The 20,335-nt window shown below is 61.7% G+C and carries 23 protein-coding genes and 3 tRNA genes; 6 read left to right on the forward strand and 20 right to left on the reverse strand.

What is annotated here, in order from left to right:
- Positions 1-58 precede the first annotated feature (58 nt).
- From parE to CWB41_RS13635, 4 genes are all read right to left on the reverse strand, one after another.
- Positions 59-2,089 (reverse strand): DNA topoisomerase IV subunit B, encoded by a 2,031-nt coding sequence (gene parE / locus CWB41_RS13620; RefSeq protein ID WP_115837886.1) that lies wholly within the window; start codon positions 2,087-2,089, stop codon positions 59-61.
- 137 nt (positions 2,090-2,226) lie between these two features.
- Positions 2,227-3,111: a phosphotransferase family protein gene (locus CWB41_RS13625; protein WP_115837884.1), complete on the reverse strand. Its 885-nt coding sequence runs from the start codon at positions 3,109-3,111 to the stop codon at positions 2,227-2,229.
- Between the two features lie 30 nt (positions 3,112-3,141).
- Positions 3,142-3,981 carry a class I SAM-dependent methyltransferase gene (locus CWB41_RS13630; protein ID WP_115837882.1) on the reverse strand — a complete coding sequence of 280 codons (840 nt, stop codon included), beginning with the start codon at positions 3,979-3,981 and terminating at the stop codon, positions 3,142-3,144.
- Between the two features lie 93 nt (positions 3,982-4,074).
- Positions 4,075-4,308, reverse strand: coding sequence for a hypothetical protein (locus CWB41_RS13635; protein ID WP_129396499.1), 234 nt, complete (start codon positions 4,306-4,308; stop codon positions 4,075-4,077).
- A gap of 272 nt (positions 4,309-4,580) precedes the next feature.
- Between CWB41_RS13635 and CWB41_RS13640 the strand changes: the two genes are divergently transcribed.
- On the forward strand, positions 4,581-5,345 hold the full coding sequence (locus tag CWB41_RS13640; protein ID WP_245411363.1) for a class I SAM-dependent methyltransferase: 765 nt from the start codon (positions 4,581-4,583) through the stop codon (positions 5,343-5,345).
- Between the two features lie 190 nt (positions 5,346-5,535).
- Here CWB41_RS13640 and glnA read toward each other — a convergent pair whose 3' ends face one another.
- From glnA to CWB41_RS13665, 5 genes are all read right to left on the reverse strand, one after another.
- Positions 5,536-6,945, reverse strand: a complete 1,410-nt coding sequence (gene glnA, locus CWB41_RS13645; protein WP_115837876.1) for a type I glutamate--ammonia ligase — start codon at positions 6,943-6,945, stop codon at positions 5,536-5,538.
- A 65-nt stretch (positions 6,946-7,010) separates the two neighbouring features.
- Complete coding sequence (locus CWB41_RS13650) at positions 7,011-7,349, reverse strand: P-II family nitrogen regulator (RefSeq protein WP_115837874.1); 339 nt, start codon at positions 7,347-7,349, stop codon at positions 7,011-7,013.
- Positions 7,350-7,557: 208 nt separating this feature from the next.
- Positions 7,558-7,944, reverse strand: coding sequence for a hypothetical protein (locus tag CWB41_RS13655; protein WP_115837872.1), 387 nt, complete (start codon positions 7,942-7,944; stop codon positions 7,558-7,560).
- 430 nt (positions 7,945-8,374) lie between these two features.
- Entirely contained in the window at positions 8,375-9,214 is an 840-nt protein-coding gene (gene sseA / locus CWB41_RS13660) for a 3-mercaptopyruvate sulfurtransferase (RefSeq protein ID WP_115837870.1), read from the reverse strand.
- 16 nt (positions 9,215-9,230) lie between these two features.
- Positions 9,231-10,262, reverse strand: coding sequence for a cysteine synthase A (locus tag CWB41_RS13665; protein ID WP_115837868.1), 1,032 nt, complete (start codon positions 10,260-10,262; stop codon positions 9,231-9,233).
- 104 nt (positions 10,263-10,366) lie between these two features.
- Here CWB41_RS13665 and CWB41_RS13670 point away from each other — a divergent pair, with 104 nt between their 5' ends.
- Positions 10,367-11,158 (forward strand): SDR family NAD(P)-dependent oxidoreductase, encoded by a 792-nt coding sequence (locus CWB41_RS13670; RefSeq protein ID WP_115837866.1) that lies wholly within the window; start codon positions 10,367-10,369, stop codon positions 11,156-11,158.
- A 72-nt stretch (positions 11,159-11,230) separates the two neighbouring features.
- Here the strand turns inward: CWB41_RS13670 and CWB41_RS13675 are convergent.
- Positions 11,231-11,304, reverse strand: a tRNA-Cys gene (locus CWB41_RS13675).
- Positions 11,305-11,455: 151 nt separating this feature from the next.
- Between CWB41_RS13675 and CWB41_RS13680 the strand changes: the two genes are divergently transcribed.
- From CWB41_RS13680 to CWB41_RS13695, 4 genes are all read left to right on the forward strand, one after another.
- Positions 11,456-11,531, forward strand: a tRNA-Asn gene (locus CWB41_RS13680).
- A 326-nt stretch (positions 11,532-11,857) separates the two neighbouring features.
- A complete protein-coding gene (locus CWB41_RS13685) occupies positions 11,858-12,415 on the forward strand; it encodes a cold-shock protein (RefSeq protein ID WP_115837952.1) in 558 nt (185 codons plus the stop codon).
- Between the two features lie 110 nt (positions 12,416-12,525).
- Positions 12,526-12,939 carry a DUF192 domain-containing protein gene (locus CWB41_RS13690; RefSeq protein ID WP_245411362.1) on the forward strand — a complete coding sequence of 138 codons (414 nt, stop codon included), beginning with the start codon at positions 12,526-12,528 and terminating at the stop codon, positions 12,937-12,939.
- 88 nt (positions 12,940-13,027) lie between these two features.
- Positions 13,028-13,104 (forward strand) — tRNA-Pro (locus tag CWB41_RS13695).
- Positions 13,105-13,168: 64 nt separating this feature from the next.
- On the opposite strand, the gene CWB41_RS13700 is transcribed toward CWB41_RS13695, so the two are convergent.
- From CWB41_RS13700 to CWB41_RS13745, 10 genes are all read right to left on the reverse strand, one after another.
- Complete coding sequence (locus CWB41_RS13700) at positions 13,169-13,627, reverse strand: hypothetical protein (RefSeq protein WP_115837862.1); 459 nt, start codon at positions 13,625-13,627, stop codon at positions 13,169-13,171.
- Complete coding sequence (locus CWB41_RS13705) at positions 13,627-14,655, reverse strand: site-specific integrase (protein ID WP_115837860.1); 1,029 nt, start codon at positions 14,653-14,655, stop codon at positions 13,627-13,629. Before CWB41_RS13705 ends, CWB41_RS13700 begins: the two co-directional genes overlap by 1 nt.
- Positions 14,630-15,061 carry a hypothetical protein gene (locus CWB41_RS13710; RefSeq protein ID WP_181902991.1) on the reverse strand — a complete coding sequence of 144 codons (432 nt, stop codon included), beginning with the start codon at positions 15,059-15,061 and terminating at the stop codon, positions 14,630-14,632. Before CWB41_RS13710 ends, CWB41_RS13705 begins: the two co-directional genes overlap by 26 nt.
- Entirely contained in the window at positions 15,058-15,369 is a 312-nt protein-coding gene (locus tag CWB41_RS13715) for a DUF4326 domain-containing protein (RefSeq protein ID WP_115837859.1), read from the reverse strand. Before CWB41_RS13715 ends, CWB41_RS13710 begins: the two co-directional genes overlap by 4 nt.
- A 220-nt stretch (positions 15,370-15,589) precedes the next feature.
- Positions 15,590-15,826 carry a hypothetical protein gene (locus CWB41_RS13720; protein ID WP_115837857.1) on the reverse strand — a complete coding sequence of 79 codons (237 nt, stop codon included), beginning with the start codon at positions 15,824-15,826 and terminating at the stop codon, positions 15,590-15,592.
- A gap of 7 nt (positions 15,827-15,833) precedes the next feature.
- Complete coding sequence (locus CWB41_RS13725; RefSeq protein WP_115837855.1) at positions 15,834-16,064, reverse strand: hypothetical protein; 231 nt, start codon at positions 16,062-16,064, stop codon at positions 15,834-15,836.
- Positions 16,061-16,351 carry a hypothetical protein gene (locus CWB41_RS13730; protein WP_115837853.1) on the reverse strand — a complete coding sequence of 97 codons (291 nt, stop codon included), beginning with the start codon at positions 16,349-16,351 and terminating at the stop codon, positions 16,061-16,063. The genes CWB41_RS13725 and CWB41_RS13730 overlap by 4 nt, the downstream gene beginning before the upstream one ends.
- Positions 16,344-17,510, reverse strand: coding sequence for a DUF5131 family protein (locus CWB41_RS13735; protein ID WP_115837851.1), 1,167 nt, complete (start codon positions 17,508-17,510; stop codon positions 16,344-16,346). The genes CWB41_RS13730 and CWB41_RS13735 overlap by 8 nt, the downstream gene beginning before the upstream one ends.
- The gene (locus CWB41_RS13740) at positions 17,503-17,871 is read right to left on the reverse strand and encodes an HNH endonuclease (RefSeq protein WP_165204368.1); all 369 of its coding nucleotides are present in this window, start codon (positions 17,869-17,871) and stop codon (positions 17,503-17,505) included. Before CWB41_RS13740 ends, CWB41_RS13735 begins: the two co-directional genes overlap by 8 nt.
- A 495-nt stretch (positions 17,872-18,366) precedes the next feature.
- On the reverse strand, positions 18,367-20,292 hold the full coding sequence (locus CWB41_RS13745; RefSeq protein ID WP_115837847.1) for a ParB/RepB/Spo0J family partition protein: 1,926 nt from the start codon (positions 20,290-20,292) through the stop codon (positions 18,367-18,369).
- Positions 20,293-20,335: the final 43 nt, after the last annotated feature.

A 20,335-nucleotide genomic window follows, 5' to 3' on the forward strand; every position in this document is an offset into this window, starting at 1 on the left:
CGGGGGCGGAGTTAAGAGAAGGTTGACGAATGAGGTAAAAGGCCAAGTTTCGTAGCGCTCAGACGACGACGAGATCGGTGGCGAAGGCGGCCCGTTCCTGGATAAAGGCGAAGCGCGCCTCGGGCTTGTTGCCCATCAGCCGTTCGACCGAATCCGCTGTCTCTTCCTGATCGTCCGGCATGATGATGACGCGCAGCAGCGTGCGGCTCTTCGGATCCATCGTCGTTTCCTTCAACTGCGCCGCCGGCATTTCGCCGAGGCCCTTGAAGCGGCTGACTTCGATCTTGGCCCTGCCGGTCAGCACGTTCTTGACGAGTTCGTCGCGGTGGGCGTCGTCGCGGGCATAGACATGGGTCGTGCCCTGCGTCAGCCGATAGAGCGGCGGCACGCTGAGGAACAGATGACCTTCCTCGATCAGTTTGGGCGTCTGCCGGTAGAAGAAGGTGATGAGCAGCGAGGCGATATGGGCGCCGTCCACGTCGGCGTCGGTCATGATGATGATCTTGTCGTAGCGCAGCTCGTCTTCGCGGTAGTGCGCGCCGGTTCCGCAGCCGAGCGCCTGCACCAGATCGCTCAATTGCTGATTGGCGGTGAGCTTGTCCTTTGTCGCGCTGGCGACGTTGAGAATCTTGCCGCGCAGGGGGAGGATGGCCTGATTGATGCGGTCGCGCGCCTGCTTCGCCGATCCCCCCGCCGAATCGCCCTCAACGATAAAGAGTTCAGAGCCTTGCGTGGCATTGTTCGAGCAATCTGCGAGCTTTCCCGGGAGCCGCAGTTTGCGCCCGGCGCTCTTGCGGGCGACATCGCGCTCGGCGCGGCGGCGCAGCCGCTCCTCGGCGCGCTCGATGGTGAAGTCGAGCAGCTTCGTCGCCACCGACGGCGACGCGGCCAGCCAATGGTCGAAGGCGTCGCGCAGCGTCGCATCGACGATGCGGGTCGCCTCCGCCGTCATCAGCCGGCCCTTGTTCTGGCCCTGAAACTCCGGCTCACGCAGAAAGACCGAGATGAGCGCGGCACAGGAGACCATCACATCCTCGCCGGTCAGCACCGCCGCGCGCTTGGCTTGGCCGATGCGCTCGGCATGGTCCTTCAGGCCGCGCAGAAGCGCGCTGCGCAGGCCCGCCTCATGCGTGCCGCCGTCGGGGGTCGGGATCGTGTTGCAATAGGAATGGATGAAGCCGTCATCCTCGGTGAGCCAGGTGACCGCCCATTCGAGCGAACCGTGGCCGCCGGGCTTTTCAACCCTGCCGGTGAAGGCCAGGTCGGCGACGGTTTCCTTGTCCTTGATGTCCTGCGCGAGATAGTCCTTGAGACCGCCGGGAAAGTGAAACACCGCCTCGGCCGGGATATCGCTCGCGGCATCAAGCAATTGCGGTGCGCAATGCCAGCGGATTTCGACGCCGCCGAAGAGATAGGCTTTCGCCCGTGCCATGCGGAAGAGCCGCGCTGGTTTGAACTTCGCGCCCTTGCCGAAAATCTGCTCATCCGGCTTGAAGCGCACTTTCGTGCCGCGCCGGTTGGCGATCTTGCCGAGCTGTTCGAGCTTGCCCTTGGGCGCGCCGCGCTCAAAGACCTGACGATAGAGCATCTGGCCGCGCGCGACCTCGACTTCCAGCCGCTCGGATAAGGCATTGACGACCGAAACGCCGACGCCGTGCAGGCCGCCGGAGGTCTGATAGGCGCCGGAATCGAATTTACCGCCCGCGTGCAGCGTCGTCATGATGACTTCGAGCGCCGACTTCTTCGGGAATTTCGGATGCGGATCGACGGGGATGCCGCGGCCGTTGTCCGCAACCGCGAGAGTGCCGTCCGCCTCAACCGTCACGTCGATGAAGGTCGCGTGGCCCGCGACCGCCTCATCCATCGAATTGTCCAGCACCTCGGCGAAGAGGTGGTGGAGCGCCGCCTCGTCCGTGCCGCCGATGTACATGCCCGGCCGGCGGCGGACGGGCTCCAGCCCTTCGAGAACCTCGATTGAGGCAGCGGTGTAGCCGGCCTCGCCGGGCGTGCCGCCGGTGCGCGAAGCCGCCGGCTTACCGGAAGTCTGCTTGCGGGGTGTCGCGCCGAACAAGTCGCCGTTATGGGCCATCAGAGTCTCATGCTTTCATTCGGTGATTCGCCCGCGAGTTTACCGCAAAGGCGGGCAGGGCGGGCCTTTTACCCGTCCAGGCAAAGGCCAAGTTTGGGGCAATCTTGAGGAGTTTCGCATCTAAAATGCGCGACGATTTATGCTGAAAAATCAGCATGTTCCTTTGCCCAGGCTTTGAAATTGCGCCGCATATCCTTCGCCCGGCCGATGTCTTCAGCAAAATCAGCCAGTTCTGAAAGATGGTGATAGCCAGTCAGGATGTCGATCCGCCGGCGGTCGAGCGTCCGGCCGGTCAGCTTTTCATAGGCCGAAACGATCTTGCTAGTGAGGTCCGACGAAATGGCGTTCGAATAGGTGAAATCCTCATGCAGGGGGCCGAAGCCGGAATCGGCAAAATCATAGACGCCTCTCAGCCGTTCCCTCTTGCGATCAAAAGCCATGTTCCAGCCGTGGCCATCGAAGAAGCCGAAGATCAGGCCATGGGGATCGGGCGGGAGCCTTTCGTGCGCCTCGATGACATGTCGCGCAACGCGTCGAAGCTTGTGGGACAGAAGCGGCAGGGCATTCTCGCGGATAGTCTCTGCCTCATGCCAATCCGAGACAGGCTCGGCGCCGGCGGCTTTCATGAGAACCGGGTCGAGACCGTGCAACTCGGCATAAAAACGGGCGAGGTCTTCGCCAAGGCGCTGACGCGCGGCCTCCGGCAGCCTGGCGTAATCCTCCGCCTCGATCTGCCGGCCTTTGAGCTTCAAATGGCTCGAAAAGAGCGGCGGACCCTTGTGAAGCTGCAAATCCGGGACGGCGAGCGAAAGGGCAGGGCGTGCGATCGCAAGAATCGCGGCCTCGCGGCGCAGCGCCTTGCGCGCGGCCTTGCTGCGCGGAAACTTGAAGATCAGCTTGCCATCGACATCGACGGCGGCCGAATCCCAACCGTCCGTAATGAGCTTGAATGTGCCCGTCACGAGGTGGGGAAAGGCGCGCAGGATCGCGGCACGGAGTTTTTCGAGCTTTGATTTGGTCATAGGAGCGGTACCCAATCGTACCGCATTTTTTCAGATCTTACGGAAAACGACTACATCCTGATGCGCGTCAAGGTCCGCGGGGTGATAGGCGATCCGGACGAGTTGGGGCGCAGCTTCGGCGGCGAGCTTAGCGAAAGCCGCCTCGGTGAACCAAGTTAGCCCATATTCGTCATAATAATAAGGATAACGCTCGTAATAATAGCCATCGCGCGCCAACGCCTGAAGCACGCGCGCCTTGTCGAGCCAATATTGATCGTAGCGCTCGGCTGTTTCGGCCGAGGCTTGTCCGTGAATGGTCACAACAGCGATGCCGCCGGGTTTCAGCGCCTCGGCGACGCCGCGCAGGTTTGCCTCGACCAGTTCGCGGGGCAGATGTGTATAGACCGAAAGCAAATAGATGAGATCGAAGCGACCGCTCAACTGGCGGCCGGCCAGTTCGATGGGCAGAAGTTTGTGAACTCCGAATTCCGCCGCCGTGAAACGCGCTCCGCCGTCGATTACATCCGAAACTGAGATGCGGGACGCGGGCAGGCGCTTCACGAGTTCCCGGATAATACGGCCATAGCCGCAGCCGACTTCGAGCACCGCCTCAAGCGAGTCCCATGTGCGGCCGGCTTCGACAACGGAGCGCTGAAGAACGTCAACGAACCTGTTGGCGCCGTCACGATAGCTCGCGACCGTTTGCGGATCGGCCGACGCCAGCATGAAATCGTTGTAGTGGACGCGGCCGGTGAGGCCCGCGACCGGCCGCGCCCCAAGCCGTTCACCAATAGCAAAGCGGACTCGCCGCGCCACAGTGTAAACAGGGCGCGCCTGTTTGACCTTGTTGAGAAGATTCTGCGGAAGAACGCGAGTGCCAATTTTCGACATGGGCGACGCGCCATGGTTAAGGGATTGATGTGCTCGCAGCGCTCCTGGGGAAGCGCTGCGACATGAGTTTCACGCAAAGACGTTAGCCGAAGCCTAATAGGACCGATTGTTACCGACGAAGGCAACGCCTTCCTGCGCGTCATATTGATTGCCGTAATCGGTCGCCCCGGGCGTGACAGCGACACTCCCGGTGGTGTCATTCCATGTGACCGAAATGATCGCGCCGGACGTTGCGCCCTGGTTGCCGGAGATGACGCATTGGCCGGCACCTGCCGCCGTGTTGTAACCAATACCGACCGGCGAATTCAAAACGAGATTGGCATTCATATTCACATTGTCGCCGCTGGCGTTGTGTCCGCCGTTGATGCCTGTGCTCGTCTCACAGTAAATGCCAATACCATTACCGTTGGTGGTCTGTCGTATTCACGAAAAACGTGCGCTCGATTGGAAAGCGCAATTGCTGCGACTTGATCCGCCGGACAGACAAATCTTAACCTTCCGACAAATTTTCCCGTCGTAATCGCAGATAAACGCGCGATTTGGATTAAATTGCCGACGACACATTGCCGTCACCGCGAAGGACGAGCAGGGACATGCCGATGGCTGAGATCAACGCACAACGGGACATTCGCTGCCTTATCGCCGATCTCGGCTATCCGGCGGATTGGAACTGGGCCTGGGACAATTACAAGCCGACGATCATCGCATTGACGCGCGAATACGGGCTGAAGCGCCATCTTGAAATCGGCGGAGGGCGCGATCCGCTGTTCATGCCGGACGAGGTCGAAGCATTGGGCTTTGACGTGACGCTCAACGACATTTCAGCGAAGGAACTCGCGCTCGCGCCATCTGGCTACGCCAAGGTTCAATGCGATATCGCCGCTGCCGATGCGCCGGAGATTCTCGGCAAAGAGCGTTACGATCTCGTCTATTGCCGCATGGTGATGGAGCATGTTTCGGACGTCGCCCGGATGTGGCGCAATATCCATGCGGTGCTGGCGCCGGGTGGCATGGCCCTCAGCTTCTTTCCGACGCTCTATGCGCCGCCCTTCGCGCTCAACCGCATGATCCCGGAAAATCTGTCGCGTCCGCTGCTCGAATTCATCGATCCCGATCGCGTGCCTGATGGCGACAATCCAAAGTTTCCCGCTTATTACGATCATTGTTTCAGCGATGAAGCGAAGCTCACGCCGATGCTCCGGACCGCAGGCTTTTCGGATATCACCATCTTGCCGTTCTGGGGCTATAGCTATTTTTGGAAATTTCCGATCCTGAAGCAGGTCGACGCGGCCTTCACCCGCTTGGCGCAGGCGCGCGATTGGCGCGCCGTGTCAAGCTTCGCTTATGTGATCGTGAGAAAATAGCGCCGCGATTGGCGAGAGCACAAAAAAGGCGCTTCCTGCGAAGCGCCTTTTGTTTTGCAACCGATTTTCCGGGCTCAAGAGCGGGATGCGAAAAAGTGGATGCAGGTTTTTCGCATGAGGCCCGCTCTAAACTATTAGAGTCGATCGCGTTTCGTGCCTTGAGGTTGTTTCAACCTCAAGGCATCGCGATCTAGAGCGAATAGTACATTTCAAACTCAACAGGGTGGGGCGTCATCTCGAAACGCTGCACTTCGGCCGTCTTCAGCTCGATATAGGAATCGATGAAATCGTCATCGAAGACGCCGCCGGCCTTGAGGAAGGTGCGATCCTTGTCGAGGTTCTGCAGAGCTTCGCGCAGGCTGCCGCACACCGTCGGGATTTTCTTCAATTCCCGCGGCGGCAGATCATAGAGATCCTTGTCCATCGCCGGGCCCGGATCGATCTTGTTGGCGATGCCGTCGAGACCCGCCAGCAGCAAGGCCGAGAAAGCGAGATAGGGGTTTGCGGTCGGGTCAGGGAACCGCGTCTCGACACGCTTGGCCTTCGGATTCGACGTATAGGGAATGCGGCACGAGGCCGAGCGGTTACGCGCCGAATAGGCGAGCAGAACCGGCGCCTCGAAGCCCGGCACCAGACGCTTGTAGGAATTCGTCGACGGATTGGTGAAGGCGTTCAAGGCCCGCGCATGGCGGATGATGCCGCCGATGTAATAGAGGCAATCCTCCGACAGATCGGAATATTTGTTGCCGGCGAACAGCGGCTTGCCGCCCTTCCAGATCGATTGATGCACATGCATGCCCGAGCCGTTGTCGCCGTAGATGGGCTTGGGCATGAAGGTCGCGGTCTTGCCGTAGCTCTGCGCGACCTGATGAATACAGTACTTATAGATTTGCAGGTGGTCGGCCATCTGCGTCAGCGGGCCGAACTTGAGGCCCAGCTCATGCTGCGCCGAGGCGACTTCGTGGTGATGCTTCTCGACCTTGGCGCCCATCGCGGCCATCGCCGACAGCATCTCGCTGCGCATGTCCTGCGCCGAGTCCTGCGGCGGTACCGGGAAATAGCCGCCCTTGGTGCGGACGCGGTGGCCGAGGTTGCCGCCCTCATAGGGCGTGTCCGAATTCGTCGGGAACTCGATCGAATCGAGTTCGAAGCCGGTCTTGTAGGGATCAACCGAATAGCGCACGTCGTCGAAAACGAAGAATTCCGCCTCCGGTCCGAAATAGACGGTATCGCCAACGCCGCTCGCGCCGAGATAGGCTTCCGCCTTCTTGGCAATGCCGCGCGGATCGCGGTTATAGGGCTGGCCCGTCGTCGGCTCCAGAACGTCGCAGACGATCGATAAGGTCGGGGCGGCGAAGAAGGGATCGACCGCCGCCGAATTCGGGTCCGGCAGCAGGTTCATGTCCGACTCGTTGATCGCTTTCCAGCCGGCAATCGAGGAGCCATCGAACATCTGGCCTTCCGTAAAGGTCTCAGGCCCGATGAGGGAAATATCAAACGTCACATGCTGCCACTTGCCGCGCGGATCCGTGAAACGGAAATCCACGTATTTGATGTCCCTGTCCTTGATTAACTTCAGCACGTCATTGGCTGTGGTCATGTCACGCCCTCACAAGATGCGCAGATAAACACGAGGAATCAGATTTCGAGATGGAGCCGATGCGATCAGATCGCGTCCAGCCCCTTTTCGCCGGTGCGGATGCGGACCGCACTCTCGATATTGGAGACGAAAATCTTGCCGTCGCCGATGCGCCCGGTCAGCGCCGCCTTGCGGATCGCCTCGACAGCCTGCTCGACGATGGGGTCCGGCAGCACCACTTCGACTTTCACCTTGGGCAGAAAATCGACGAAATATTCAGCGCCGCGGTAGAGCTCGGTATGACCCTTCTGCCGGCCGAAGCCCTTGGCTTCAGTAACCGTGATGCCGGAAACGCCCGCAGCGTGCAGCGCCTCTTTCACATCGTCCAGTTTGAACGGCTTTATGATCGCTTCGATTTTTTTCATTGACGCCTGTTGGTCTGCGAACTGGGAAAATCCACCCCGCCGGATACGCTTCGGCCTCATTACCACCGGAAAAGCCGTGCCGCCATGTAAAAAACGTCTAGGGCAGGCCGGTCCCTACGGGCCGCGGCCGAGCCGGCGAGAGGGCCCGGCACAAAGAAAAACCGGCAGGAATATCCTGCCGGTTTCATCAGCCTATATCGCAACCTCGTTAGTCGATGTGTTCCAGCACGTCCGTACGGACCGGCGCTGGCACCGGGACCGGCTTTTCGAGCACCGTCAGTGACGCACCGACGCCGGAGCCGAGCAGTTGCAACGAGATTTCCTTGCCGTTCGCGAAACGTATGCCGTCGCGATAAGCGCCATGTTCAAGGCGCGCGAAGACGACATCTTCCTCCGCCTTGATGCCCAAGCGCGTCTGCAGATCGCTCGAAATATTCTCGAGCCGCAGATGCGTGTCATATTGAACGCAAACCGCCGTCGTGCAATCGCCCGGCCCAGCGAGGCCAACGCTGCCGGACGGGAAACGCGTCGTGACATATCTCTCGCCTTCCCGGGCAGGCCGGGAGGCATACATTTCAAGCGAATAGTCACACATGTTTATCACTCCTGAGCTCTCGAAGGTTGGTCTTTCCAAGCGAAGCCGGCCGCATGCGACGGCGAGAATTTCGTTGGAATGTGCTATCGAAAACTCCCCAAGCAGGGAGTGGGGGGACGGCTAAACCGGTTCGGTTCCTCAGGAGATCACGCGGCGTTGCGCCGCTCGAAGGACCGAAACAACGCCCGGCGACCGCCGCGCGTTCCCAATCGCGAAACATCGAAAACCATCAATGGTTTCAAGTGAATCGCTCAAGTAGGGATATGGTAGCGCGGTTGCGAGACACGTCAAGCTCTTTGCGACTCGCTCACGAATTTGCGCAGCACGATTGTCAATATGCGGCAGGGGCCGGAAGCGTGCCGGAATCAAATTTTTCCAATTTGCGGTTGTAGAGAAAAAGGCGGTCGCAAGGCTCGCGGCGGCATAGGCATCAGCCCTTTTCGACCGGCGTGTCGGGACGCGCGCCCCATTCGCTCCACGAGCCGTCGTAGAGCACGACATTATCCTTGCCGACCGTCTCAAGGCCGAGCAGAAGGATCGCGGCGGTGACACCCGATCCGCATGTCGTAAGCACGGGGCGGCCGAGATCGATTCCGGCCTTGGCAAACGCCGCGGACACGGCTTGCGGCGATTTGATTTCACCGTTTTCCACAATTTCGCGCCAGGGCAGGCTGAAGCTGCCCGGAATATGGCCGCTGCGCACGCCGGGCCGGGGCTCCGGCGCTTCGCCACGAAAGCGCGTTGCCGCGCGCGCATCGACAATCTGCGGCGCGCCGTCACGGGCCGCCTTGCGCACGTCTTCGAGCGAAGCGACGCCCGTCTTGTCGAATGCAGCGACGAAAGTTTGCGGTGCGCGTTTCACCTCGCCACTTTCAAGCGGCCGGCCCTCGGCTTTCCAGCGCGCTAGGCCGCCGGCAAGAAGCTTCACGTTCTTGGCGCCAAAGAGGCGCAGCGTCCACCAGACCCGCGCGCCGCCCTGGAAGTCGGTCGCATCATACACGACGATCCGCGTCGTCTCGCTGAGGCCGAGCGCACCGGCGGCTGTCGCGAATTCCTCCGGCGAGGGCAGCATATGCGGCAGGTCGGTGCTGTGATCGGCAATCTTGTCGATATCGAAGAAGACAGCGCCGGGAATGTGGCTGGCGACATACTCCTCGTGCGCATTGCGGCCTTCACCGGGCACATGAAACGTGCCGTCGATGATCGCCAAATCGGGCGCGCCGAGATTGTCCGCGAGCCATTGCGTCGAAACGAAAAGAGAGCCGGTCATAACGCTGGGTGGTCCTTTATACGTAAGGCGGCTTGATCGTCACCGGCTGTTCGAGCCAGGGCGGCACTGGCAGATTCTTCGTGCGCAAAAAGCCCGGATTGTAGAGCTTGGAGAGATAGCGCGCGCCGGAATCGGCGAGAATGGTCACGATCGTATGGCCGGGCCCGAGCTCTTTCGCGAGGCGCAGCGTACCGACGACATTGATGCCCGACGAACCACCGAGCAGCAATCCTTCATGCGCGGCGAGATCGAAGAGGACGGGCAGGGCCTCTTCGTCGGTGACCCGATAAGCGATGTCGATCGGCGCGTCTTCGAGATTGGCGGTGATACGGCCCTGACCGATGCCCTCGGTAATCGACGAGCCTTCCGCCTTGAGGACGCCGTTGGTGTAATATTCATAGAGCGAGGCACCCAGCGGATCGGCGAGCGCGATCTTGATCTTCGGATTTTTCGCCTTCAGTGCGAGCGCCACGCCTGCGAGCGTGCCGCCGGTGCCGACCGAGGCGACGAAGCCGTCGACCTTACCCTCGGTGTCGGCCCAGATCTCCGGCCCGGTGGTGTCGATATGGCCCTGCCGGTTGGCGACATTATCGAATTGATTGGCCCAGATCGCGCCTTGAATGTGCTCACGCGCGAGCTTCCCGGCGAGCCGGCCGGAGAGCTTCACGTAATTATTGGGATCGGAGTAAGGCACCGCCGGAACTTCGAGGAGCTGGGCACCCTGCAGGCGCAGCATATCCTTTTTTTCCTGGCTCTGCGTCTCGGGAATGACGATCACCGTCCGATAGCCGAGCGCGTCCGCGACCAGCGCGAGGCCGATGCCAGTATTGCCGGCAGTGCCCTCGACGATGATGCCGCCCGGCTTCAAGACTCCGCGCGCCTCGGCGTCGCGGACGATCGCCAAGGCCGCGCGGTCCTTGATCGAGCCGCCCGGATTCAGGAATTCAGCCTTGCCGTAGATCTCGCAGCCCGTCGCCTTCGAGGCATGCTGCAAGCGGATCAGCGGCGTATACCCGATGGCATCGATGACATTCTTTCGGACCGGCATGTTTCCATTCCTGACAAAATTCGTGGGCTATATAAAAGGGGAGGGTGCGGCCTGTCGAGCCGCGTGTTAGGCGAGCGACAGTCCTTGCTTAAATCGAGAGAAGAATGAGCAACACCATATACCGGGCGAGACCGGGCGATGGCCTGGCTTTCGTCACCGGCGCCAGCGCCGGCATCGGCCGCGCGACCGCGCTTGAACTCGCGCGGCGCGGATTCAAAGTGGCGGTGACGGCCCGCCGCGCCGAAGAATTAAATCATCTCGCTGCGACTCGGCCGGAGCAGATTTTTGCCTATCCCGCCGACGTGACTCAGGCCGCGGACGTGGCGGCATTGATCGCCAGGATCGAGAGTGAGCACGGCCCGATCGCGCTCGCCTTCCTCAACGCCGGCCTTTCGCTGCATGCAGAGCGGGATGGCTTTACCGTCGCGCTTCTCGCCAAGACCTATGGCGTCAATATCGACGGTGTCGCCAATTGCCTCGAACCCTTGCTGGCGGCGATGTCCCAACGCGGGCGCGGGCAGATCGCGATCAACGCCTCGCTTGCCGGTTATAATGGCCTACCGGGCTCGGCCATCTATGGTTCGTCAAAGGCCGCGCTGATCTACATGGCGGAAGCGCTGCGCCTCGCCTACGGGCCGAAGGGTCTCAATATTCAAGTGGTCAATCATGGCTTCGTCCGCACGGCGATGACCGACGACGAACAGGACTTCGCGCAACCCTACAAGATCGAACCCGAGGCGGCAGCGCAGCTCATCTGCGACGGCCTCGCGCGCGGCGGATTCGAGATCGCCTTTCCCTGGCAGCTCGCCGCTTTGTCGAAATTCATCCGCGCGCTGCCCTATGCGCTGAAATTCCCGTTCATGGAACGGGCGCTGAACCGCGCGAAGCTGCGCTAGGCGCTTCGGAAAGCAGCGTTTTGGCAGATCCCGCTCGCGCCTGCGCGGAAAGCGCAGCCAGCGATGAGAAAATGGAGGCCTCGCCCGGAATCGAACCGGGATTGAAGGATTTGCAGTCCTCTGCGTAACCACTCCGCCACGAGGCCCTCGCAGCAAGGGTTTCCCCGCCTGCGGCCGCCGCTATAGCAAGGCGCGGGCGCCGCGGCAACTCACGGCCCGGTGCAAAAAGATAAGCCGCCAAGGCTCATTCCAGCTTTGCAAAGCACCGCCGAGCTTGTTATATGCGCGGCTCCCTGATCCCTGATAGCTCAGCTGGTAGAGCAATCGACTGTTAATCGATCGGTCGCAGGTTCGAGTCCTGCTCAGGGAGCCAGCCTTTCGGCAGACAGTCCATTCCACGCCGCGCATCAGGCGTGGCGCAGGGAATACCCCTTCTTTTCGTTGGACTTTGCCGCCTCATCCAAAATCGTTGCCAATTTACATCCCCCGGCACGTACTCGTGCGCCAGCGCACGTTGTCATGACAGTCATCCACAGGCTCGCCCAATTTCCGGCTTTTGCCGTACCCGCTCGATGCTATCCTTCAGAAAGAAGAGATTGATTCGTAGTGATTGCGTTTCGTGGTTGAGCCGCGAACGGCTTACGGGTGTGGGGAGCTGGTCCGTTGGGCAGCAGCGATTTTCAATCGGCGCGTGCGGGCATTCACAGCGAAGTTGAGGGCGCCGACGATTCCGGCACTGCCTCTCTCGGCCTCGTCGAAATAGCCGGCCGGATTAAATGGTTCGACGCTTCGAAAGGCTACGGCTTCATCGTTCCCGACAACGGCATGCCAGATGTGCTTCTGCACGTGACGACGCTACGGCGCGACGGATTTCAGACCGCGCATGAAGGCACCCGCATCGTTTGCGAGGCGGCGACACGGACCAAGGGCCTTCAGGTGCTGCGCGTGGTGTCGATGGATGAATCGACCGCCGTGCATCCCGCGCAATTGCAAATGCGTACGCATGTGCAGGTGGCGCCCACCAGCGGCTACGAAATCTGCGTCGTCAAATGGTTCAACCGGGTGCGCGGCTTCGGCTTCGTCTCCCGCGGCGACGGGACGGAAGACATCTTCATCCATATGGAGACCTTGCGCCGCTATGGCATTGCCGAGTTGAAGCCCGGCGACAGCCTGCTGGTGCGTTTCGGCGACGGCCCAAAGGGCCTGATGGCAGCCGAGGTCAGGCCGCTCGAAGCGGCCTTGCCTTCCTCGCACTGATCCGGCAAGAGAGGCACGGCCAGTTCTGGCCGTGCATCCGGACCGCCCCTATGATGCCTCGCTTCGCTTTTCACCGCTGGCTTTCGCGCGCTGCAGTCTTAGCTGCGCTGATGGCTCTGGCGCCCGCGCCGGGGTTCGCCGAGGCGGAACACGGCAAGCTCACCGTCGTCACCGCCGGCGGCGCGCATCAATTCGATGTCGACGTGATGCGCTCGCAGGCCGATCTCGAAAAGGGCCTGATGTTTCGCAAGTCGATCCCGGCCGATTACGGCATGTTGTTCGACTTTCGGCGCGAACAGACGATCATGATGTGGATGAAGAACACCTACATCCCCCTCGACATGCTGTTCATGGACAAGACCGGCAAAGTGGTGGGCATCATCGCCAACGCGCAGCCGATGTCGGAAAAGATATTGACGATTCCGGTGCCGACCGACGCTGTGCTCGAACTGCAGGGCGGCGCGGCGGCGCGGATCGGCGTCAAGGTCGGGGACATCGTCCGCGACCCGATTTTCAGCCCCTAGGATTGATCGCCAGGATCGATCGCCAAGATCGCCGCCTTGTCCGGCTCCGGTCGTCATGTTAGCTGGCTAAGGGTGGGGCAGGGCTCTTCGGGGTATGGCGCAGCCTGGTAGCGCGGAAGTTTTGGGTACTTCAGGTCGCAGGTTCGAATCCTGCTGCCCCGACCACCTAACGTGTTGATTTTAATAGCACCCGTTCTGATGTCGTTCTGATGTTTCGTTCTGATGCTGTTCACTGACAGCTTCCGTGGTGGAAAATCGACACCAGCAACGAAACAAAAGAGAGCACAAGCGCCAAGCCGGCGAACGCGACCGAGGCGCCGGGCGCCCAGCTGTCGAGCCATTCCGTTCGATGTCGCCAGACGGCCTGCTGCATTACCCCCAGGCCCTCCGCCGTCAGGATGTCATCCGGTACAAGCTTAGATTCTTGCCAAAAGCGGCCCTCACGACCTGGGAGGGGAATCCGGCGCTCGGCAGCGACTGCGCGAAAATATCGCGTCTGTAAAAGCGCGATGGTTTCGTGGGAAAGATCAAAATCTACATCGTATTGGGTGCTAAGCTTTGCCGTTTCGACCGCCGCGTTTGGCGCACCCAGCAGAGCTTTCCTGTCCTTCTCATAGCTCCGCTCGACGCGCGCCAGGTCGCGCAGTTCTTTCGCCAGCTTAAGACGGTAGGTAATCCAGCGGAACATCAGTTTTCGCCCCGCCCGCGCTTGCGCGCCTCGGCGACGTTGGCAACGGCCGTGCGCATCTGCCGATCATAGCGCCGGGTGATGACGACACCTGAATGGGTTGCCGCCCTGGAAACATCCGTCTCGTCGGCGCCCGATTCCAGCGCCTCAGTGACGGCGCCGGCGCGCGAATCCATGTTCCAGACCTCGTCTGGAATACCCGCGTCGCGGGCGATCGCGCGGAACCAGGTGCGATAGCTGCGCTCGCGGATCGGCAGATCATGCTCGCCCTTGACGATCGCGCCGACGCGCTCGGCCTGCGGGACCATCTGCATCAGCGGCCAGAGCAACTCATAGGTGGTGAGGTCGAATTCGCCTTTTTTGCTCCGTTTCGAGGTCTTAAGCCGTAGAATGCCGCCTGGGATATTTTCCCAGGTGAACCGGCCATCCCAAATCTCGCGGCCGGCTTCGTCCGCGCCCCATTCGCCGATCACGTCTTTTTGACGCAGCATGGTCTCGAACTGTGCGGCGGTGCCGATCGCCATGTAGAGGCCGCGCTTGTCGCCACGGGCGAGAGCCGTCTCTACGAAAGCCTTGGCCTGTTCGAAGGTCATCTCCGATTCGCGCGGCGGAGCGCGCTCAAAACGAATCGCTTTCAGACCTTCAGCGAGCTCGCCGCAGTCCTTATATCCGAGCGAGGCTCCGAAACGCAGAACCATACGAACGGCGGCAACAGCATCATGCGCCCGCTTAATGCGCGGTTTACTGCCGGGCTTGGCCGGCATGCGCCACCTGCGATACCAGCCCTTGACGTCGACGGGAACCAGCGCCCGCACGGCGCGCCTGGCCACCGTGGCGCGGATGACCTTCAGACTGTCAATGTAGGATTCGGCCGTGTTGCCCTTGACCTCGTGGATCGGGCTTTCGGAATGCGCCTCGAAGAGATCGCAAAGGCTGCCGATGGTGCCGTCATAGAAGACGCGCGGCCGATCGCCGGCATCGAGCCACGTGGCCAGCCGCGCGTTATAGGTCGCGCAGAGATCCAGCAACTCGGCCTCGGTTGCGTCGGGTGGTAAAGGGATCAAGGGCTCGGGATATTTCGCGGCCTTGGTCGATACGTTCGCCGCGCTCCAATAAAGCGCCGTCCAGCCCGCGCGCCGCCGGCGAATGAGCCCCGGGAATCTGCTCTTTTTCACCATCGCCCCACGTCTCCTGGCCGTCCACAACCGCAGGGATATCCTTGCCGATGCCGGCGCGCCGGTCCAGCCAGGCGCGCACCGCCGGGTAATACCGGCCGCCAAAGAGCGCATCTTTCCGCGGAAAACCTCGCGTCTCAAGCTCAAGCACAAGCTTTGTAAAGGCCACGCGCGTCAAGTGCGGCGAGATCCGCTGCCACAATTCATCGTCGGTGAGATAAAGCGCGTCAGGCGCTTCGCGCAGGGCGGCTCTGCTCATCCGATGGCCTCACAGACGAAGCCGTTGGCGCGGGCGCCGAGGACGTCGGTATGGCAGGGGACGCAATCGGGGCAGGGCTCGTCGAGCGGCTTGCCGGTGGCCGCGTGGCGCGGGCAGAGACGGCACCAGCAGGCGAGGTTGCGACCGCGAAGCTCGCCAATCTGATCCCGCAGCGAGCGCCATACGAAGTGTGGATCATTGCAAAAATGGTCAGCGTGAAAGGTGACCGCTTCCGTTCGCCCGACATGCATGTGGCACATCAGATAGCGGCCGAAGGGATTGCGCGCATCGTCGACGTAGACGGTCATAATGCAACGCCCTTTCGCTTAGTGCTGCCCACTGCGAAGGCTGTGGCGTTGGCCCTACGGCACTCGGCTAGGTGTTCGTCGAGCCTCCTGAGCGCCCCGGGATCGTGCGAATTTCTTGCCGCGGCCATCGCTGCGACGGCCGCCCAATTGAGGCCTTGGTCGCTTATGATTGCGGCGGCGGCGGCGCGGCCGAGAATTGAGCGGCAGGCGTCTTCTAAGGTCACCGCTGACCGCCTTTCTTTTCGGCGGCGATCGCGGCCTTGACGGCGTCGCGATCAAGCCAAACCACGAGGCCGAGTTTGTCGGTGTTGCCGTCGAGGCCGACCAGGCGCGGCGTGCCGAAGGTGATATGGCTGCCGCGGCGCATGCTGTAGTCGGCCGAGATCATAACCTCGTCGAGGTTTTGCATCTCGACTTTATCGTCGCCGACACTTGCAATGAGTTCGCTGAGCTTCACGGGTGCCTCAATCGACAAGAAAACGGAGATCGTAAGTCACGGCTTCGCAGCGCGGGACCGGCAGCGACCGCAGCTCCCGATCGAAGAGCGCGTTCGCCTCCGCGTCATGCGTCTGCGGCGAGACGCAGCGGATATAGGCGTGAACGGGAACGCCAGTGTCGGTCGCCTCGGTCCAAATGCGGCAGTATGCGCCATCGATCCTCTGGAAGCGGTCGGTCGGTTCGAGCGTGAGTTTCATGCCCTGCCTTTCATTTCCGGCTGCCCTTCGAAGCGCGCGATCATCTCGCGGAAGAGGGTGCAGAGATCACGTCGATCGGCGCCGTTGGAAATGAAGTTGCAACGCGCGCCTTCGGGACCGTCGAAGGGGTAGACCAGGAGCACAAAGCCCGTCTTCCTATCGGCGCCCTTGGCGGAGCGGTTCAGGAATTCGTCCAGCGTCTGCGCGATCGCCGCCATCTGCCGCTGGTATTTCTCCTCGATCGGCGCGTCGCCCAGACGTTCATGTCGCCGCTTCTGCTCACCCATTTGCCACCTCCGGAAATGCGTTGTGCTCGATGCCGTCGAGAAGGCGCCCGGCGCGGCGCTTGCCGATGCGCCAGGTATCTGTAGCCTCATCGTAAGGCCAACCGTGAAGCTCTGGACCTGGATTGCGGGCCGAGAACCTGACGTGCTCGCCGCACATCGAATCCGGAGCCCATTCACCCCACTGCTTGAAGAAGAAGGGAACGCCGACACAGGCGCAAAGGTTACGGATTGATCGAGCCCAGTCCGCGTGCATTGGTCGGGCGTGGGGCCCGCTCTCGCCGCTCACGATGACCCAATCGATCGCGCGATCGTTATTGTCGACGATCATGCCACCAAGACCCGAGACTGCACCACCGATCGTGGTCGTATCTGGATCAAACGGCCGAATTGGCGAGACGTTCTTTGGGATGCGGATGGTGCATGTGCCCATAAATTCGTTGAGCGCCTCGCCGATGTCTTCCAAGAGCGGCTCGCACGACACGAAGCGAACTGCTGCCGGCGTCGCTTTCAACTGCTCGCACCTCTCGAGCGTCGTCGCCTGATCTTCGCAGCTCACGCCAAGCCAGACGTTGGAGGGGGGCCACCAACGCGCGCCTGGCTGAAGATGGCCAACCGGCCCCACGCCGTTCGGTGGCATGCCTAGCCCGCTTCGGCGCATCTTCTCGACAAGATCGCCGACGCGATTGCACGCATCGCCCGCATAAAATTCATAGAATCCACATTGACCCCGCGTGAGATACTCCCGCATCCGCGCCGGACGCTTCGTCAGAAACTGGAACGTGTGCTGCGGGCTGAGCGCGACGACGGCGAAAATCTTGTCGAGCATGTCGTCGCTGACGAAATCGGCGAAGAGATCCGTCATCGAGCCGACGAAGATCTTGCGCGGGCGCTTCCAGCGCAGGGGTTGCAACAGCAGCTTTTCGTCGAGGAAGATATCGATGACGTCTCGATTGCCGGGTTTGTAATCAAGCCGCGTTCCGAGACGCAGATTAAATCCCTCTGCATAGCAGTTGCGGCAGCCTTCCGAGACATGCTCGCAATGCCAGCCGATCGGCCGATCGCCGCCCGCGCCTTGCGTCTTCTGGCCGAGGACGCGCCACGCCGCCCGCACCGGATTCCAGCTCGCGTCTGTCCATTCGATCTTGGAGCGATCAGCCATGGCGCATCACCACGCGGCCGTCGATTTTCTTTTTGAAGGGTGAGCGTTTCCCGCAGGGGAGTGGCCGAGACGACCGCGGCTTGACGCGATAGTCAGCAACCTCCTGGCGCCGGGCTTTGCCGATCTGCGCCAGATCGCGCGGTGTCTTCACCCCGTCGCATTGCAGGCAAAGGATCTGCGCATTCTCGAAGGTCGGCTTGCCGCCCAGGCGATCGGGGATGACATGATCGCAGCGGAACCGTCCCTTGGTGACGATCGTGGGACAGCGACGTCCATCCGGTAGCTTTCCTTCACAGCGCCAGCCACAATATTCGAGCCGCCGCTTGATGGTGCTGAGGGAGAAATTGCAGCGCCTATCCATTGGCGTCCCCAGCATCCGTTGGGTTCGATCCTAGAGGCGCTAAGCGAAAGCCGACGATAAGTCCATCGACGTCCGTTTGATCTCTCAGATAGTGCCGCGTGCCCCCTTGGAGGCCGGCCACATACCATCCGGAGCCTCGCTTGAGGACGATCCGCACTGTTCCTTCCGGCAAAGGTGAGAATTCACCATCAGCGATCAGAAGCGTGCCTTCGCGGACCTGTGAGACGTGTACCCATCCTGGCTTCACAGAGTCTGATTCGACGCGGCTTGCTGAAGCCTCTGCGCGCCGAGCGCGTTCAAGCAGCTTGCTGCCCTCCTCAAGCAATTCATCGCGTCGACACTCTAGATCCTGCACGCGCGTCAATAGATCGACGGCGACAAGTTCGCCCTCTGACAACGAAGTGAGGGGCCCACGATCTTTCAGCAGCCGGGCGTAACTCTGCAGGCATGAGCGGAAGCCGTGAAGCAGTGCTTCGTCAATCGACCCGGGCGTCATCACTCTGCGGCCTCCTGCTCCGGCACATCCAGCACGGGCTGCGCGGCGGCCCAATCGCTGAGTGGATGCGGCAGCCAGGCGCGCGCCTTTGCCAAGGTCGCGGCTCGGGCGGCGGCCGAGTCTTTCTTCAGCTTTTTTACCTCGGCGCCGGCGGCCGGCCCGTCGAGAGATTCGATCGTGCGGACGGCCGCATCTTTCGTCGCGGCGGCGAAATAGCCGTCATAGTCGAAGGCGGTCAGGAACTGGCCCCGAAGATCGCTGCCGCGGGCGATGATAGTGCCGGCGAAATCGGCGATCGCCGAAAAGGGATTGGTTCCGGCGCGAACGCTTCGCGCAATCGCGTGGCAGAAGGCGCTGGTCAGATCCGCAAGCGGCGCTTCGTTGACCAGCGCGAGGGCCTTGTCGGCGCCGAGGCGCACCAAAGCCTGGGTCAGCGGATGCTCGCGATCGAAGGCCTCATCGTGCAATTGCTTCTGGATCGTGACGCCGAACACGCGGCTGGTGAAATGCCCTGACGCGATGACGGCGACGGCCAGAGCAAGATCGGGACGCGAGACGATCGCATTGGCGAAGGCGAGATTGATGGTGCGATCGAGGATCGCGCGCACGCCCGCGGAGGGCTTGTCATCGCTTTCGGAGGCGGCGGCAGGGTCCGCCGTGCTTTGGGCTGCCGCCGCCTCCTTGCGACCACGCGGGGAGGAGGCGCGCGGTGATTCCGGTTCATCGGCGAATTCGCCGTCCTCGTCTTCAGCGTCCGGCCCGTCCTTCGCCGCGCGCTTGCGATAGCCGAAGGTCAGATCAATATCGCCGTCGAAACCCACGCCGATCGAAAAGCCCCATTTGCCACGCTCGACCTGCGGCACCGCGCGCGCCGCAGCGCGGCGCACGATCGCCAAATATTCCGCGACGAGTGCCGAGCGCTTGGCAACAGCCACTGTGCGGTCCGCGGCGGCCGTTTTCGGATCGGCAATCAGCTTGTGGAGGGCTGGGCCCTCCTTTTGCACGATAGCTTCGGCGCGCTCCTCTTCGCCGTCGATATAGTCGGGCTCAAATTGCCAATCGCAGACGAGGTTATCATCGTCGTCGGCGTCGCAATCGATCGTATAGAATCCCCAGCCGTCGGCGGCTTTGATGGCTTCGGCCTCGGCGCGCAATTTCTCCTCCGCTAACTGCCGGCAGATCGCCGCGTCGCGCCAGACGACCTGCTCCTCGAAGAGATCCTCGCCAATGCGGCCGCCGGCGGCGCGATAGGCCGCCTCGCCAACGAACACGGCCTCGCCGTACGTCGGCTTCAGCGTATCGACGCGCAGCCTGCGCTTGATCTCGTAGGGCGTGAGATGATGCTTTCCAGCCTTCGACAATTCGGCGTAGACGGCCGCCTGCTGCTCCGGGCTCTCGCTCACGGCAAAGGCGCGTGCCGTATCGGCATCGAGCTTGCCGCTCTTCCACGCGGCGCGGATCTCCGGCGCGAGACGCCCGAGCGCGAGACTCTTGCGGACCTCGTGCTCCGATCGGACGAAGGCGCGGGCGATCGCCGCGACATCCATAGATTCGCCCAGGGCGACGAAGGCCTCGTATTCCTCGACCGGATGCATCTGCTCGCGGAACAGGTTCGCCGTCAGCGCCAGGGCGCTCAATTCGGCGTCGCTGCCAGCAAAGATATTGACGCGGACGTCGCTGCTGTCGCCGCCCCAGGCTTTGCCCTCCTTGGCGAGCAGCTTCAGCGCCTTGAACCGGCGCCCACCGGAGAGGACGTGAAATTTGCCGTTCTCCTCATGCACGCCGAGCTCGTCGATCAGGCCGATCTCATGCAGGGACGACGAAAGCTCGGCGATGCCGGCCTTCGGGTGATGATGGCGCGGATTGAATCGCGACAGGCCGGCGATCTTCGCCAGCGGAATCTTGTCACTCAGAACCTGGAGCATGATGGAGCCGTGCTGAACGATCGACGCAGGGCAACGCGGACGC

This window comes from Methylovirgula ligni, assembly GCF_004135935.1.
GTDB lineage: Bacteria > Pseudomonadota > Alphaproteobacteria > Rhizobiales > Beijerinckiaceae > Methylovirgula > Methylovirgula ligni.